This window comes from Xanthomonas sp. NCPPB 3174 (genome assembly GCF_056725205.1).
Map to the genome: position 1 here is coordinate 2765554 of NZ_CM161517.1, position 14762 is coordinate 2780315.

Sequence of the window (14762 nt, forward strand, 5' to 3'; positions counted from 1 at the left end):
GCCTCGCCGGTGTCCCGACGTGCCTCACACCCCCTCATCCAGCCGCGCCGCCATCTGCGCCAGCCATGCCGCGAACACGCCCGACTGACGCATGCGCGCGCGCCACCAGGCCAGCGCCGCGCCCTCCTCGCCGCTGCGCCAGGCCAGCTGGAACACCTCGTCCGGCTTCGGCTCCTCCACGGCCTTGCGCACCAGCGTGCCACGCGCCAGCGCGGCACGCGCATACGGCTCGGGCAGGAAGCCGAAGCCGAGTCCGGCCAGTTGCAGCCGATACTTGCTGCGCATGTCCGGCACGGTCAGCGCATCCTGGCCGAACAGCAACCCGACCGTGCGCGGCAGCAGCCGCCGTGCCGAGTCCGCCACCGCGATCGCGCGATGCGCGCTCAACTGGCTGCGGCTGAGCGGTTCCGGCGCCTGCGCCAGCGGGTGACTGGGCGCGACCGCGAACACGAACGGCAACGTGCCCAGCGGCTCGGTCACGTAGCCACCGCCGCTGGGCCCTTCGCCGGCGGCCCCGACCAGCAGATCCACCCGCCGGTCAAGCAACGCCTCCCAGGTGCCGGACAATGATTCCTGCACCACCCGCAACCGGGTGCGATCGGCGACCGCGTAGAACGCCGCCATGTCCTGCGCCAGGCATTCCGGCGCGAACACCGCATCGAGGCCCAGCGCGAACTCGGTCTCCCAGCCGGAGGCTACGCGGCGCACGCGCAGTTCCAGGTCGCCAGCGGCGCGCAGCAGGTGACGGCCTTCGCGCAGCAGTTCGGCCCCCGCGGCGGTCGGCACCGCCTTCGGCCCGATCCGCTCGAACAGTTGCACGCCCAGGTCCTCCTCGAGCTTGGCGACGGTGTAGGAGATGGTCGACGGCACCTTGTGCAGCGCCTTTCCGGCGGCCGAGAACGAGCCGCGACGGTCGATCGCGTCGAGGATCTGCAGGGCATCGAGGCTGAGCTTGAGCATTCGAATTTTTCGATGATGAATGCCGAATCTATCCGTTTTTCAAACCCGGCGACAGCGCCGATACTTGTTTCCAAGCCGAAGCGCACGCGAATCAACAAGCCGGGTGCTTTCGATCCACTTGCACATCAACGCCACCAAGGAGCCTCCCATGCTGCAGATCCGCCCCGCCAATACCCGTGGCCGCGCCGAACACGGCTGGCTGTCCTCGCGCCACACCTTCTCCTTCGGCCATTACCACGACCCGCGCCACATGGGCTTCGGGCCGCTGCGGGTGATCAACGAGGACCGCGTGCAGCCCGGCCAGGGCTTCGGCACCCACGCCCATCGCGACATGGAGATCCTGTCCTATGTGGTCGAAGGCGCGCTGGAGCACAAGGACAGCATGGGCAACGGCTCGGTGCTGCGCTACGGCGACGTGCAGCGCATGAGCGCCGGCTCCGGGGTCACCCACAGCGAGTTCAACCACTCCGCCAGCGAGCCGGTGCACTTCCTGCAGATCTGGGTGATGCCCGAGCGCGCCGGGATCGATCCCGGTTACGAGGAGAAGCACTTCGCCCCGGACAGCAAGCGCGGCCAGCTGCGGCTGATCGCGGCCCCGCAGGGCGAGGACGGCGCGGTGCGCATCCATCAGGACGCGCGCATCTACGCCTCCATCCTCGACGGCGATGCGCGCCTGGACTACCCGCTGGCGGCCGGGCGCGGCGCCTATGTGCAGGTGGTGCGCGGCACGCTTAGCGTCAACGGCCAGACCCTGCAGGCCGGCGACGCGGTCCAGGCGATCGACGAGGCCAGCCTGCAGTTCGCCGATGCCCAGGACAGCGAGTTCCTGCTGTTCGACCTGCCGCGCTGAGCGCTGCAGGCCAGTCGCGCCCGGGACCATCGGACCGGGCCGCGACGGTCGCGATCGCGACCCGCGCAGCGGCGCCACGGCGTCGTTGCGTCGGCCGCCCGCTCGCTTCCACCGGGCCCTCACGCCACCCTCGGCATCCCGTAACGCGTCCTGCACGGTGTCCACGGCAATGCTTCCGCTCTCCCTCCCCTACTGCCGGCGTGCCGGCCGAGAGCCCGATGCGCCATCCGACCAGTGCCGCCTATGCCACCCCTTCGCGCATCCGCGAGGGGCGTCCCTTTCCCCGCGGCGCCGTCTTCGACGGCCAGGGCACCAACTTCGCGCTGTTTTCGGCGCACGCTGCCCGCGTGGAGCTGTGCCTGTTCGACGAAGACGGGACCGAGACCCGACTGGACCTGCCCGAATACACCAACGAAATCTGGCACGGCTACCTGCCCGACGTGAAGCCGGGCCAGCGCTATGGCTATCGCGTGCACGGCCCCTATGCGCCCAGCGAAGGTCACCGCTTCAATCCCAACAAACTGCTGCTCGATCCCTATGCGCGCGAGCTCGAAGGCGACCTGATCTGGGCCGACGAGCTGTACGGCTACACCGTCGGCCATGCGGACGGCGACCTGAGCTTCGACGAGCGCGACAGCGCACCGTTCATGCCCAAGTGCGTGGTGGTCGAGGACACCTATGACTGGGAGGACGACCAGCGCCTGCTCACCCCGTGGAGCCAGACCCTGGTCTACGAGACCCACGTGCGCGGCTACACCATGCGCCACCCGCAGGTGCCGGAGGAACTGCGCGGCACCTGCGCCGGCCTGGCCCAGGAACCGGTGCTACGCTACATCAAGGAATTGGGTGTCAGCGCAGTGGAACTGCTGCCCGTGCACGCCTACCTCGACGACCAGCATCTGCTCGACAAGGATCTGCGCAACTACTGGGGCTACAACACGCTCGGCTTCTTCGCGATCAAGTCGCGCTACCTGGCCAGCGGCCATCGCGACGAGTTCCGCGACATGGTCAAGGCCATGCATCGCCAGGGCCTGGAGGTCATCCTGGACGTCGTCTACAACCACACCGCCGAAGGCAGCGAACTGGGCCCCACCCTCTCCTTCCGCGGCATCGACAACGCCAGCTACTACCGCCTGGCCGAGGACAAGCGCTACTACATCAACGACACCGGCACCGGCAACACGCTCAACCTGAGCAACTCGCGGGTGATCCAGTTCGTCAACGATTCGCTGCGCTACTGGGCCGGCGAGATGCACGTGGACGGTTTCCGTTTCGACCTGGCCACCATCCTCGGCCGCGAGCCGACCGGCTTCGACCAGCGCGGCGGCTTCCTCGACGCCTGCAACCAGGATCCGCTGCTGTCGCAGGTCAAGCTGATCGCCGAACCCTGGGACTGCGGCCCCGGCGGCTACCAGGTCGGCCACTTCCCGCCGGGCTGGTCGGAGTGGAACGACAAGTTCCGCGACAACGCCCGCGCGTTCTGGAAGGGCGACGAGGGCAAGCTCGCTGAGTTCGCCACCCGCTTCACCGGCTCGGCCGACCTGTTCGACCGGCGCGGGCGCCGGCCGTGGGCCTCGGTGAACTTCATCACCGCGCACGACGGCTTCACCCTGCACGACCTGGTCAGCTACAACGGCAAGCACAACGACGCCAATGGCGAGGACAACCGCGACGGCTCCGACCACGACAGCTCCTGCAACTACGGTGTCGAAGGCGAGACCGACGACGCCGGCATCCTGCAGTTGCGCGAGCGGCAGATGAAGAACCTGCTGGCGACACTGCTGCTGTCGCAGGGCACGCCGATGCTGCTGGCCGGCGACGAGCGCGCGCAGACCCAGGGCGGCAACAACAACACCTACTGCCAGGACAACGAGATCACCTGGATCGACTGGGAGCGCGACCCCACCGAAGGCCGCCTCACCGCCTTCGTCAAGGCGCTGAGCGCGCTGCGCCAGCGCTACCCGATCCTGACCCGCGGGCGGTTCCTCAACGGCCAGTACAACGAGGAAGCCGGCGTACGCGACCTCACCTGGCTCAACCCGGGTGGCACCGAGATGGACGATGCGCACTGGACCGATGCCGGCGCACGCTCGGTCGGGCTGTTGCTGGAAGGCAAGGCGCAGACCTCCGGCGTCAAGGAACTGGCTAACGACCATACTCTGCTGATCGTCATCAATGCCTACCACGAGGGCGTGAGCTTCGTGCTGCCGTCCTCGGAAGAGGAATTGCACTGGAAGCTGGTGCTGTCCACCGACGATGCGCTGCAGGTCGACAGCATGCCGGCCGGTGCCAGCGAGTTCCTGGCGCCGCCGCGCAGCGTCAGCGTGTTCGAGTGCCAGACGGCGGGCGCTTAGTCGCCACACGTCGCTTCGGATTGCACGCGGGCTGACGCGTCCGCGCCTGCATTGCGTCGCCAGCGCTTGCCGCTGGCGACGCGCACGATGCTGGCATCTGCATGTTCCCTACGGCTCGCCGCATTGCATTGGTCTACATGGCCTTTGGCACAGTGCTCGATGGCGCAGGCTCGCTAGGCTGAGTGCCCGCTTCCTTCCAGGTCAGGCATGCAGCACTCCGCGCAAGACAACACCCACGCCACGTCCAACACCTCGTTCATGCGCCACCCGCTGCTGCGCATCGCGCTGAGCGCCGCGATCCTCGCGCTGGCGTCCTATGCGTGGCTCCCGTTTCCGTGGCGCATGCCCGTGGTCGGCCTGCTCGGTCTCTCCGTGGTGTGGATCGAAACGCGCTCCTCCCTCGCGTGCGGCGTGGCGCGCCCTCGCCTGGCGTCGGTGATCGGCTGGACCGCGCTGCTGGTGCTGTTGACCGTGGGCTTCATCACGCCGGTGCTGCAACCGCTGATCGACACCATCACCGGGCACAAGACCGACTACAGCGCCTACGGCGCGCTCAAGGGCAACGTCCAGGCGACGACCCATCTGATCGGCGCGGCGTGGCTGAGCGCGGCGCTCGGCGAAGAACTGGTGTTCCGCGCCTTCCTCATGCACCAGCTCGATGCGCTGCTGGGCCGTCTGCGCGGCGGCCGCTGGATCGCCGCACTGGTCGGCGGCGTGGTGTTCGGCCTGATGCACGCCGCGCAAGGCACCTCCGGCATCCTGCTGACCGGCGTGGTCGGCACGATGTTCGGCTATGCCTATCTGCGCTCCAGACGCAACCTGTGGGCGATGATCCTCGCGCATGGCCTGATCGACACCTGGGGCGTGACTACCCTGTATCTGGGCTGGTACTGAGCACGCAGCGCAGTCGAGGGTCGCCACTCGGCACACCTATGCGGACCACGCCGTCGCCGCCAGCAGACAGACGAAGGACATGTCGCGGTGCTCGTGTTCCCGCTGAAAGCACCAAGCGCGCCCAGCCCGAACGGGGCGCGCGATCGCCGCTACAGGCTTCGGCATCCAACCCGTCCGCTACCTAAATGATCGAGCGCACGTCCGTGCAATTTTCACTTTCACGCCACCGGCCTGCGCGCAGTTTGGCGATGCCCACTTGAGGGCATCCCTACTGCGGAGTCAACGATGGACAAGAATCGCACCGAAGGCGCCAAGAACCAGATCAAGGGCACCATCAAGGAAGTCGCCGGCAAGGTCACCGGCAACAAGCTGAAGGAAGTCGAAGGCAAGATGCAGAAGAACGCCGGCAAGGTACAGAGCGAAGTGGGCAAGGCGCGCGACCACGCGCGCGGCTGAGTTCCAGGTTCTCGTGCTCCCCTGCCGCCAATGGCTGGGGAGCTGTTGCGAGCGGCTTGCACCGCGTCGACTCGCTATCGATTCGCCGGAGGCGCCAGAGCCAGAGGATACACAATGGCATCTGCAATGGTCGGTTGATGGAATGGAGCAGGAAACGCGGTGCAGCGTTCAACACGCTGCCACGACGCCAGTCAGCGACGCCAAGGCGATCCAACGCGACACGCCCCGAAGTGGCTTGCCGAAACAGCGTTCGTAGGGGCATCCAAACGACACGGTGCGCCGCTCACAGCGGACTCGCATGGATTCGAAAGCGATCCACCACACGCCTGATCAGATCGCCGCGGAAGCTGTTGAGAAGGCGCCCCCCCTGACGTCGCTTGGCGCATGGCAGTCCGGAAGCGACGGCATACTCCATGCGTCCCACCGTCCTGGCGCTCACGTTGCGCCGGCATCGGGACAAACTCTCCGATGCGCAATGCACTTCGTGATCCACCAGCCCGCGAATGTGCACAGCCGACGACCACGAACACACCCGCGACATTGCGCCCCAATCAAAGCATCGATGCACATGATCACCTCCACCAGAGAGCAGCGCTATTGCTCTTCCTGCTGCTTCCTGCCGCCCAGGCCGAGATGACGGCTGCGGCAGCAGTTCGCGCAGCACCTGTCGAAATGACCGAAAACGACTTCACCGTGGCAATCGACACACACGCTTTCGCCCTCGGTGAAAGCTGGAGCGAACAGACCAGGAAGCAGGCAGGCACCCAGATCAGCGAGCGCTTTGTAGGGGATGTGCCCGCCGCGGATACCAGCTACAGGTACGACCAGCACCGATATGCCGGATTTGACATCTATACGGCAAACCTATCCTGGCAAAAAGAACAACGCGACATCGACAGCTACGTCATTGCGCAGATCACCATCAATGCATCCACGATCAAAACGGCCAGAGGCGTCACGATCGGGGACACACAGAATGCGCTGATCAACGCCTATGGCCAAGGCACTCCGGATGACAGCGATGGCCAGCACTGGCGCTATTATCAGGCCAGGAACAAGCGCCTCTCTTTTCAGCTCGAACATGGAAGAATCATCCACATCATGATGACCCTCGACACGGACAGCTGAAGACAGCGCTAGGCAAAGCGCCACCAACGCCATTTCGGGCGTCAGGCGGCCGCCTCCGGTGCTCGCTGGAACAGAAACGCAGCCAAACGCGCTTATTGCCGAGGAACACTGGTCTACCCGGCCTTTCTTGTTGGCAGATCCAGACTCGGCGGCGGGCCGATGCGCGCCGAGCCTGTCAGGCTGCTTGGCTACGCCTTGCGAGCACGGTGCAGAAAGTATCCCGCTCCAAGCAAGGCGATCAGTCCGATCAGGGCACCAACCTGGCCATTGTTGCGCCGCGCCTGGAGCGCCTGCTCAGGCGTAAGGACCACGTCATCGCCCAAGCGCAGACCCCAGATGGATCGCTTGCCGTCCGCATCGTCGAAAGTGACGTGAACCGGCGACCTCACCTTGAGACGCCCCCACACCGCATCGATGCCAGGCAGCACACTGGAGTACTCGAATGCATCGCCGGCGGGCGCAAGCGTGAAGTTCACGCTTTGAAGCCGTCCCTTTCTCTGCGTTGCGTCGACCTTTTCGACGGTCCCATCGGCTTCAGCCAAATGGGTCGGCACCGCCGAAGGCCTGCTGAAAAACGTGACGGCGCTGGCGACCGTGACGCCAAGGCAAAGCAACGCGATGATGATGAAGCGGATCTTGTGTGACTGCATCTCGATACCAGAGCAAGAAGGAAACGTCGCGATCCAGCGACGGCGCACATTCTTTCGTGACAAGGCATGGGAATCAATCGATGGATCGCCATTCTCCCCTGCGCCTCAATGACATCCTGGGCTTCCGGCCTGCATGCTCAAGCGCTTCGACCCAATGAGGCGTCGCGTCAACCGTTGCTGAGCGAAGTCTGCAACCGCGGCACGCGACGGGCGGAAGATGAGCAGCGCCAATGCGTCGCGGGGAAACGACATGAAGCAGCAGTGCAATCCACACGTGGCCACCGTCATCGCGCGTGTCCAGACGAACTCGGAAAGCAAACGCAGTAGCGCGACCTGACTCACGACCATCATCGACACGGGCACACCGCGGAGAGACGGTCGATCGATACCGGCAGGATGGGCTGCGCTTCAGGGCGCGCTGGCTGCGCTGCCTGAACAGGATTTGGCTCTGCGCGATTGATGACATTGCGTGGCAGCGATCGCCCTCGCCTTCATCTTCCACGGTCCACGGCAAATACCCACGGGAAAGCTTGAACGCAGCGACAGGCCCCGAGCTTCGTCATATAACACGTCAAGGGCGCTGTGCTCGTCACCGGCTCCTTGAGCACAGACATGCGCGATACCGTCTGCTCGAACTCCTGCAAGGCACGTCAGCGCTCACGTGCCACCATGCTGACGCGCAGAGGCGAGCATGACGCTGCAGCAGCACGGCGCATCACACGTCACTTCAGTGCTGCATTGAAGACCGTGCGTTCGAACTGTGCCTAACAGGTCAGCAGGAACGCGCAAACGAACGTCGTAGTGGCCGGTCTCGCCGCGCGTGAGGGAGTGCGCTACTCGCATGGAAGTGTCCAAGCGAGTGTCCAAGCTCGGGAAAAAGAAAAACGCCCACAAATCGTTGATTTGCGGGCGTTTCTTTGACACTGGCGGAGTGAGAGGGACACAATTCAGAGTCCTCTAACCCATTGATGCCAATCGTCTTTTCCCACCTGGACACCCGCAAATAGTGCCCAAGGGATGGTCCTGCCCTGGGGATCGTAGCCGAGGCAGCACGCAATGTGGATCCCCTGCGGCCCATTCCGCTCGCTGTGCGACGACCGATGCGCGGCCGCCCACGGAGCGAGATGAGGAGCGCACTCTCAGCAGCAGGACGCCTGGCGATTGCTGATCGTTGGCTGTCCATTGACTCCTTCTAGGTGTCTTCAGACATGAGAAAGCCAACTTTGCAGCGCCTATTTATATTTGTGAAATAGCTCTGAAATTTGCACTTGCGGGTTTGCAACTTGGTGTTTGGATGAAAGCTCCTTCCACAGGCTCCAAGGAGCATCCATGCAGTCCGAACTCACGCTTCAAATCGCCAGCCGTCTCGTCAGCGGCCTTCTTTGCCAAGAGCGGCACTGCCGCTTGCCGGATCGTGTCGACGACATCCGGCACGCCCTGGAGGTGGCCACGGAAATGCTGCGCCAATACCGCGGCGGCTCCTCTGCGCCGCCGGCGCAGGACTACGTCCCACCCACGCCGGCCCCGACGCTGCCACCACCAGCGTCCTCCTCCCCACCTCAAGCGCCGCGCCAGCAAGAGATCCGCACCCGGGAGGCGGTCGTGGTGCGCGATATCCCGTCCGTCGAAGAGTGGCGCAAGAACCGCCGACGCAAAGCGGCTCCCGACCCGGTGGCAAACAGGAAGAAGCCGACGCTCCACTGATCCGCCATCGCCGCCCCAACAACAAAGTGCCCCGCAAGCGGGGCACCGTTGTTTCAGTGGAGGCGGGGGCGCGGTGGTCGGGGGCCACTCGGTTCAAGGTCCAGGGTCGGCAGGTCGTCGAGCGCAGCCGGTTGAGCCTCCTGGACGCCAAAGACCAGCGGTCGGTCGAGCTCGAGCGGATAGCGCCCGAGCATCTCCTGGCTCCAGGCCTCCAGGAGGCGGCCACTCTCTGCCGCCTCCTTTTCGCAAAAGGCCTGTTGCTCCGGGGTGACCCGGGCCCGCGCTTCCGCCAGCTCGGCCGTCCGCTTTTCCAGCGTGCTCAAGCGCCACGCCCGCCGCTGCTTCCAATCCTGCTCCGTCCATGACGTGCCAGGCTGCGGATTGTTGACGGTGAAGTCCTCCCAAGACCGCTCCGCCAGATGGCGGAGCCTGGAGGCGCGTTGCTCCGCCTGCAGGCGTCGGCCGAACCTGGTCAAGTCGGCCTTGAAACGGCGTAACCGCCGTGACAACTCCAGCAGGTCTGAGCGGAACCGGGCGTGCTCGGCGAACGCCGCGGCGCGCTCGGCCGCCCAGGCCAAGAGCTGGCGGGTGGCGTGGAGCGCACGCGCCACTGCCTCGTGGCGCAGTGCTCCCCACTCCTGGCTCAGCTCCGCGACGAGCGTCGGGATGGATACCGGCTCCGGGCGTGGCGTCCCGGGAGCGGTCTCCTCCAGCAACCCCAGGCGTTGGGCGATGGCTCCCATGTTGCGAGAGACCTCGATGTGCCCTGCCCCGCGGCCCAGCGACAGAGGCAGCATGGCCGGAGGACGGCGGAGTTCACGTTGGGCCTGTTCGTGGCTGTGGCCATCGGGCACTTCCACCGCTCGCCCCTCGTTTTCGAAGACGGCGATGAGCTTCTGGAAGGTCTCCTCATTCGCCTCTTCGATTCGGCAGTTCGCTTCCACGCGCTCGGACGCTTGGCCCCGTCGGGCCATGGCGGTCGCGTTCTTTCCGACATGCTTGGTCGGCTCCCGCGAGAGCACGGCAGCGGCGACCAGGTCGCCGCGGGCCATGGCCTCACCGGCCTGCGCCTCAAGGCTTCGGTGATCCACCTGGATTCCTAGGTCAGCCGCCTTGAGGTAGGCATTGACGGTCGTGGCGATCAGTTCGCGGACCCAATGCACCTCCGCCCGGCCAGAAGGCCCACCGTCCAGCTCCTTGGTCTTGTCCGTGAAACCGTCCGGCCCCATGCGCCGCGTCGTGGCCAGAACATGGACGTGCCAGTTCAAGCCGTCTTTGCTGCCTGGGCTGTGGATGCTGGCTTGGGCCGCGAACCCGTAGCGACTGACCAGCGCACGGGTGACCTCCATGGCCAACGCGGATCGCTGTGCCTCGTCGAGTTCGTGCGGCAACGCGAATTCGAACTCCCTGGCGATCGTGGCGTCCTTGCGCCGCTCGGCCGCCTCCACCGCCGGCCAGAGCTCGGCGGGGACCAGGGCCCAGTCGGGCGCGTCCTCCGGGGCGACGCAGCGGGTTTCGACCACGCCGTCCCGGCGGCGGTAGTCGTGGCGCTGCCCGGTCTTCTCGTCCTCGAGAAGCAGACCAGCGCGGTAGGCGGCCGCCGCGATGGACGAATGTCCTTTGGCGCGGCTGAATGTTTTTACGTTGGCGTGGTAGATGGCCATGAGGTGTTGCTCCGAAGCAGTGGGGTTGCTTCGTTTATGCCTTGGCTTTTGATTTGCGCAAGCGCCGCCGGCGCTTGGGGTTCAAGGGGCGAAGCCCTTTGCGCACGTGTCACGCAGTGACACCTAGGTGCGCTCTTGCTTCTTTCTTTTAAGCCTTGCTTTTCAGATCTCTTCGATCTTGAGGCAGGCCAAATTTCCAAGCTTGCCAGAACTTGACGCGAGCCATTTCTTTGATTGACTCGTAAGCATCTACAGGAGAAAAGGCATGACCGAGCCAACCCACTACCATCGAAGAATCCAGAGAGCCACTGAACGGCTGGCTCAGTTTCAAGCGCGAGAACTTTTGGCGGCCCAGCGCCGTGAATCAAAGGCCAAGGAAGCAGCGAAGCGGGAAGAAGTGCAGAGGCGCGAGCGCTTAGCTGACTTGGTTTTCTTAGCAGGAGCAGATGCGCTAGAAGATGCCGAACTGGTCGGCCCACTTCTCCTCTATCAGAAAAAGCGGCAGGATTCATCTGTCATTGCAAGTGCGAATAGCCTCGGACTCGCATACTTGGAACGTCACCAGTCAGCCCAACGCTCCCAACGCTCCCAACGCACGTCGTCGTCATCATCGCCGAGCACCATCGTATAGATAGAATCAAGCTTAACCTCAAGGAGCTATGCATGATCACGAGAGAGTCAGCACTCCATCAGCTGCAAGCTTATGTTGCACGTGCCGAATTTGAGCGAAACTTCCACAACCAGAGTGCTACTGAAAAATGCTTACTCTTAGGAGAGGAAGTTGGCGAACTATTCAAAGCGGTGCGAAGAACTTCGGGCCTCGCAGTGGACCCCGCATCGGACAAGAAAGAGGTCGGCAGTGAATTAGCCGACATCCTCAACTACTTATTAGCGATCGCAAATCGTTATCAGATCGATCTCGGCGAGGCTTTCGTGTTAAAGGAAGAAGTCAATCAACGAAGGCAGTGGAAACCCAACCAATAATTGTAATAGCAAGTCTATCCACTTCCGTAGACAAATAAGCCGGGAATTTTGCGACCCGCCTTCAAAGCAGAGGCTCCTTTGGAAAGCGCCATTTAAGGTCATGCCCTCTTGAAAAGACAGCCGAGCTATGCGCATCATCCAGTCAGGGGCTTGATTACCTTATAGCTATAGGCGGCAGGAAGCGCAGGGGGCGCGGAACGCATGGAAACGCTACGCATTGTCTTACTCAGCGGCCCTTTCAAAGTCGGCAAGTCCACGCTAACAGCGGAACTGGTAAAGGAATTTTCTTTTCGCAAGGTCAGTTCAAGCGGCTACCTTCGAACATTGATTCCTGACGTCGACCAGTTGGGCGAGGCGGAGGCCCGCTTGCAACTGCAAGAGAAGGGAGATCAACTCGATGCAGACACCGACTACATGTGGGTAATCGATCCTGTTACCACGTCAGTCATTGAGCAAAACCCTGGCACCCTGAATTGGTTGGTGGACGCCGTCCGGAAGAAGCGGCAGGTTGAGCATTTTCGTGAGCGTTTTGGTTCTGTGGTCACTCACGTTCACCTTACAGCTCCCGAAGCAATCCTCAAGGTGCGGAGCGGTCTCACAAACGAGGCTTACGAGCGAGCCATCAGCCATCCCAACGAGGTCAATGCCAGGACTCTCGGAAAAGTCGCGGACCAGGTTTTCGACACGTCACGGCATACGCCACAGCAGATCGCCGCCCAGGTTGCCAAGGAGGCTCGCCACGATGCATAAACATTACGTAGTCATCATCAGCGGCAAAACCTGCACAGGGAAAACGGGGTTGGCCAACGCATTAGGGGAACGATATGGCTTCAAGGTAGTTCCTACCCGAACTATCCTCAATGGCCAACTTGATCTCTCTAGTCAGGACCATCGACTCTCACTGATAGAGGAAGCACGCTCCTTAGACGAAAAGAGCAACTCTCGATGGATCGTGGATGGCGTGCGACCTCTGTTCCATCAGCTTGGCGAAGATGATCCAGGCATCGTCGTTGATCACGTAAGCACTGCCGAACAAGTCCGTCAGTTCCGAGAGTGCTTCGGCACGAACTTGGTCCATGTGCACCTTTATTCCACTCAAGAAACCCTGCTCAAACGTTATGCGAGCATCGAAACATCGTCCGACGCTCCACCTTATTCTGCTATCGACCACCTATCGGCCGAATCAGTGGACCACCTAAAAAGCGACGCGGACGTGCGCATCTTCACAGACCGCACTGATAGCGAAGACACTCTGGTGCGAGTGGCAGCACACCTACATCTTTTGACGCCTCCCGATCTTCGGTGCGTCGATGTTCTGGTCGGTGGGCAATACGGCAGTGAAGGCAAAGGAAACATCGTTGCCTACCTCGCCAATGAATACGATGTCCTGGTGCGCGTTGGTGGACCAAACGCTGGCCACACCGTTGCAAGCACAGATGGCAAGATTGTCCATCATCAGCTGCCATCTGGCACTCGCTTCTCCAACGCAAAAATTCTTCTGGGACCGGGCATCACTTTGAACGTCGAGGGGCTTCTGGCCGAGATCGCCAAGTCCGGCATCGGCCCGGAACGCCTGTTCATAGACCCGCAGGCAACGATTATCGAACCGGTAGACATCGCCAACGAAGAAGGGGGAGTTAAAGGGACAATCGCCTCGACGGGTAGCGGAAGCGGCGAAGCCAAAGCACGCCGCATTCGCAACCGGGGTAAGACAGGCGAACCCGTTCGTTTGGCTAAAGACATAGAGGATTTGCACCCTTATCTAGGCTCGACCGAAGAGCATCTGGAGTTAGCGTATCGCCAGGGCCACTCTGTGCTTCTGGAGGGCACCCAAGGAAGCGCGCTAAGCCTATATCACGGCGAATACCCTTACGTGACATCGCGTGACACCAACGTCGCCGGATGTCTGGCCGAAGCAGGCATTTCTCCTAGCCGCGTGCGCAAAATTTTGATGGTGGTGCGCACCACTCCCATTCGAGTGGCTGATCCGGACGGCGACAACGGCAACACCTCTGGACACCTTAAGGTCGAAACCACGTTCCGCCACATTGCTGAACGTGCAGGCCTAAATCCAGATGATGTCGAAGCAGCAGAGAAGACATCCACCACCCATCGCAAGCGGCGTGTCGGCTGGTTCGAGTGGAGCCAGTTCCGGCGCGCCTGCAATCTCAATGCGCCCACTGATGTGGTGCTAACCTTTGTAGACTATCTCAGTATAAGCAATCAAAAGGCTCGTCGATTCGAGCAGCTAACTCCCGATACGATCAAGTTCATCGAGGAGTTGGAACGCGTCGCCCAAGCCCCGGTTTCCTTGATAAACACACGCTTCCCGCAGAAGGAAGGTGATTTCAAAGACCTTCGCTCTATCATCGATCGCCGTAATTGGACGGCGCGCTCCCGCTTTAGGTGAAACCGTGCTTTTAGAAAAACTGATTGAGCTATATCCCTACCTCTACCACATGGCAGAAGCTGGCACCTGGCCCAGCATTCAGCAACGTGGGCTGCTCTCCACGACCGCAGCGTTGGATGCCCTCGGTGTAAGTGGAGCGCGGCGCCAGGCCCTGGAGGGCGCGCACCGTCCTACGATGCTTGCTTTGAAGCCGGGCGCTCCAGACGACATTGTGTTGCGCGATCAGCGCCCCATGCCTCCAAGTCGACTGGCCCAGGCTTTGCCTGCGGGCCTTACGACGGAACAATGGTATCGGCTGATCAACAGCAAGGTCTTTTTCTGGGTAAGGGAAGAACGCCTAGGACGGCTGCTTCGCTCCTATGGCGCCGATGAGCATGATGTGCTGCGCGTAGATACGGCCAGCTTGCTCTCGGCCCACTTCGCTCGCACTTGGCTATGCCACATGAACTCGGGCAACACTCTGCCCATCCCGCACTGGCGCGATGAGAGCACATTCAAGCGCATCCCGGACTACCCCGTGAACGGTGTGGGCAGACCAGTGAAGGATGTGGTCGAGTTGGTGGTGGACTACTCAGTGCCCGACATCGCCAGCCATGTGGTGGACGTGACCCGCGTCAAAGGGGATACCCACCTCGGCGTGATATGGCGGGCTGACCGCCACGCCTAAGATCCGCTTGACCATAGTTGACAGCTAGCTCATCAACACCA

General features: G+C 62.6%; 14 protein-coding genes. 11 read left to right on the forward strand and 3 right to left on the reverse strand.

The features are described from left to right. Positions 1–24: 24 nt before the first annotated feature. A complete protein-coding gene (locus AC1PK7_RS12240; protein WP_010343923.1) occupies positions 25–960 on the reverse strand; it encodes a LysR substrate-binding domain-containing protein in 936 nt (311 codons plus the stop codon). A 148-nt stretch (positions 961–1108) separates the two neighbouring features. Here AC1PK7_RS12240 and AC1PK7_RS12245 point away from each other — a divergent pair, with 148 nt between their 5' ends. The 5 genes from AC1PK7_RS12245 to AC1PK7_RS12265 all read left to right on the forward strand — a co-directional run bounded on the left by AC1PK7_RS12245 (position 1109) and on the right by AC1PK7_RS12265 (position 6642). Next, on the forward strand, positions 1109–1810 hold the full coding sequence (locus AC1PK7_RS12245; RefSeq protein WP_010343924.1) for a pirin family protein: 702 nt from the start codon (positions 1109–1111) through the stop codon (positions 1808–1810). A 218-nt stretch (positions 1811–2028) separates the two neighbouring features. Further along, the gene (gene glgX, locus AC1PK7_RS12250) at positions 2029–4164 is read left to right on the forward strand and encodes a glycogen debranching protein GlgX (RefSeq protein ID WP_481098310.1); all 2136 of its coding nucleotides are present in this window, start codon (positions 2029–2031) and stop codon (positions 4162–4164) included. A 342-nt stretch (positions 4165–4506) separates the two neighbouring features. Next, positions 4507–5058: a CPBP family intramembrane glutamic endopeptidase gene (locus tag AC1PK7_RS12255; protein WP_481100890.1), complete on the forward strand. Its 552-nt coding sequence runs from the start codon at positions 4507–4509 to the stop codon at positions 5056–5058. A gap of 285 nt (positions 5059–5343) precedes the next feature. Next, positions 5344–5514 (forward strand): CsbD family protein, encoded by a 171-nt coding sequence (locus AC1PK7_RS12260; protein WP_017914264.1) that lies wholly within the window; start codon positions 5344–5346, stop codon positions 5512–5514. 468 nt (positions 5515–5982) lie between these two features. Further along, entirely contained in the window at positions 5983–6642 is a 660-nt protein-coding gene (locus tag AC1PK7_RS12265) for a hypothetical protein (protein WP_481098311.1), read from the forward strand. 188 nt (positions 6643–6830) lie between these two features. Here AC1PK7_RS12265 and AC1PK7_RS12270 read toward each other — a convergent pair whose 3' ends face one another. Beyond that, a complete protein-coding gene (locus AC1PK7_RS12270; RefSeq protein WP_481098312.1) occupies positions 6831–7292 on the reverse strand; it encodes a hypothetical protein in 462 nt (153 codons plus the stop codon). A 1329-nt stretch (positions 7293–8621) separates the two neighbouring features. Between AC1PK7_RS12270 and AC1PK7_RS12275 the strand changes: the two genes are divergently transcribed. Further along, positions 8622–8996 carry a hypothetical protein gene (locus tag AC1PK7_RS12275; RefSeq protein ID WP_481098313.1) on the forward strand — a complete coding sequence of 125 codons (375 nt, stop codon included), beginning with the start codon at positions 8622–8624 and terminating at the stop codon, positions 8994–8996. A gap of 53 nt (positions 8997–9049) precedes the next feature. Here the strand turns inward: AC1PK7_RS12275 and AC1PK7_RS12280 are convergent, their stop codons facing one another. Continuing rightward, positions 9050–10660, reverse strand: a complete 1611-nt coding sequence (locus AC1PK7_RS12280; protein WP_481098314.1) for a MobA/MobL family protein — start codon at positions 10658–10660, stop codon at positions 9050–9052. A gap of 265 nt (positions 10661–10925) precedes the next feature. Between AC1PK7_RS12280 and AC1PK7_RS12285 the strand changes: the two genes are divergently transcribed. The 5 genes from AC1PK7_RS12285 (at position 10926) to AC1PK7_RS12305 (ending at position 14721) form a co-directional block, all read left to right on the forward strand. Then, positions 10926–11291, forward strand: coding sequence for a hypothetical protein (locus AC1PK7_RS12285; protein ID WP_481098315.1), 366 nt, complete (start codon positions 10926–10928; stop codon positions 11289–11291). Between the two features lie 32 nt (positions 11292–11323). After that, complete coding sequence (locus AC1PK7_RS12290; protein WP_481098316.1) at positions 11324–11644, forward strand: MazG nucleotide pyrophosphohydrolase domain-containing protein; 321 nt, start codon at positions 11324–11326, stop codon at positions 11642–11644. Between the two features lie 201 nt (positions 11645–11845). Further along, the gene (locus AC1PK7_RS12295) at positions 11846–12394 is read left to right on the forward strand and encodes a DEAD/DEAH box helicase family protein (protein WP_481098317.1); all 549 of its coding nucleotides are present in this window, start codon (positions 11846–11848) and stop codon (positions 12392–12394) included. After that, positions 12387–14054: an adenylosuccinate synthetase gene (locus tag AC1PK7_RS12300; RefSeq protein WP_481098318.1), complete on the forward strand. Its 1668-nt coding sequence runs from the start codon at positions 12387–12389 to the stop codon at positions 14052–14054. Before AC1PK7_RS12295 ends, AC1PK7_RS12300 begins: the two co-directional genes overlap by 8 nt. 4 nt (positions 14055–14058) lie before the next feature. Next, positions 14059–14721 (forward strand): DUF7002 family protein, encoded by a 663-nt coding sequence (locus AC1PK7_RS12305; protein ID WP_481098319.1) that lies wholly within the window; start codon positions 14059–14061, stop codon positions 14719–14721. Positions 14722–14762 lie beyond the last annotated feature (41 nt).

What these genes read in the sequence shown, in the direction of transcription:
- AC1PK7_RS12240 (WP_010343923.1), bottom strand. Translation starts at nt 960, where the DNA reads ATGCTCAAGCTCAGCCTCGATGCCCTGCAGATCCTCGACGCGATCGAC.
- AC1PK7_RS12245 (WP_010343924.1), top strand. Translation starts at nt 1,109, where the DNA reads ATGCTGCAGATCCGCCCCGCCAATACCCGTGGCCGCGCCGAACACGGC.
- glgX (WP_481098310.1), top strand. Translation starts at nt 2,029, where the DNA reads ATGCGCCATCCGACCAGTGCCGCCTATGCCACCCCTTCGCGCATCCGC.
- AC1PK7_RS12255 (WP_481100890.1), top strand. Translation starts at nt 4,507, where the DNA reads ATGCCCGTGGTCGGCCTGCTCGGTCTCTCCGTGGTGTGGATCGAAACG.
- AC1PK7_RS12260 (WP_017914264.1), top strand. Translation starts at nt 5,344, where the DNA reads ATGGACAAGAATCGCACCGAAGGCGCCAAGAACCAGATCAAGGGCACC.
- AC1PK7_RS12265 (WP_481098311.1), top strand. Translation starts at nt 5,983, where the DNA reads ATGCGCAATGCACTTCGTGATCCACCAGCCCGCGAATGTGCACAGCCG.
- AC1PK7_RS12270 (WP_481098312.1), bottom strand. Translation starts at nt 7,292, where the DNA reads ATGCAGTCACACAAGATCCGCTTCATCATCATCGCGTTGCTTTGCCTT.
- AC1PK7_RS12275 (WP_481098313.1), top strand. Translation starts at nt 8,622, where the DNA reads ATGCAGTCCGAACTCACGCTTCAAATCGCCAGCCGTCTCGTCAGCGGC.
- AC1PK7_RS12280 (WP_481098314.1), bottom strand. Translation starts at nt 10,660, where the DNA reads ATGGCCATCTACCACGCCAACGTAAAAACATTCAGCCGCGCCAAAGGA.
- AC1PK7_RS12285 (WP_481098315.1), top strand. Translation starts at nt 10,926, where the DNA reads ATGACCGAGCCAACCCACTACCATCGAAGAATCCAGAGAGCCACTGAA.
- AC1PK7_RS12290 (WP_481098316.1), top strand. Translation starts at nt 11,324, where the DNA reads ATGATCACGAGAGAGTCAGCACTCCATCAGCTGCAAGCTTATGTTGCA.
- AC1PK7_RS12295 (WP_481098317.1), top strand. Translation starts at nt 11,846, where the DNA reads ATGGAAACGCTACGCATTGTCTTACTCAGCGGCCCTTTCAAAGTCGGC.
- AC1PK7_RS12300 (WP_481098318.1), top strand. Translation starts at nt 12,387, where the DNA reads ATGCATAAACATTACGTAGTCATCATCAGCGGCAAAACCTGCACAGGG.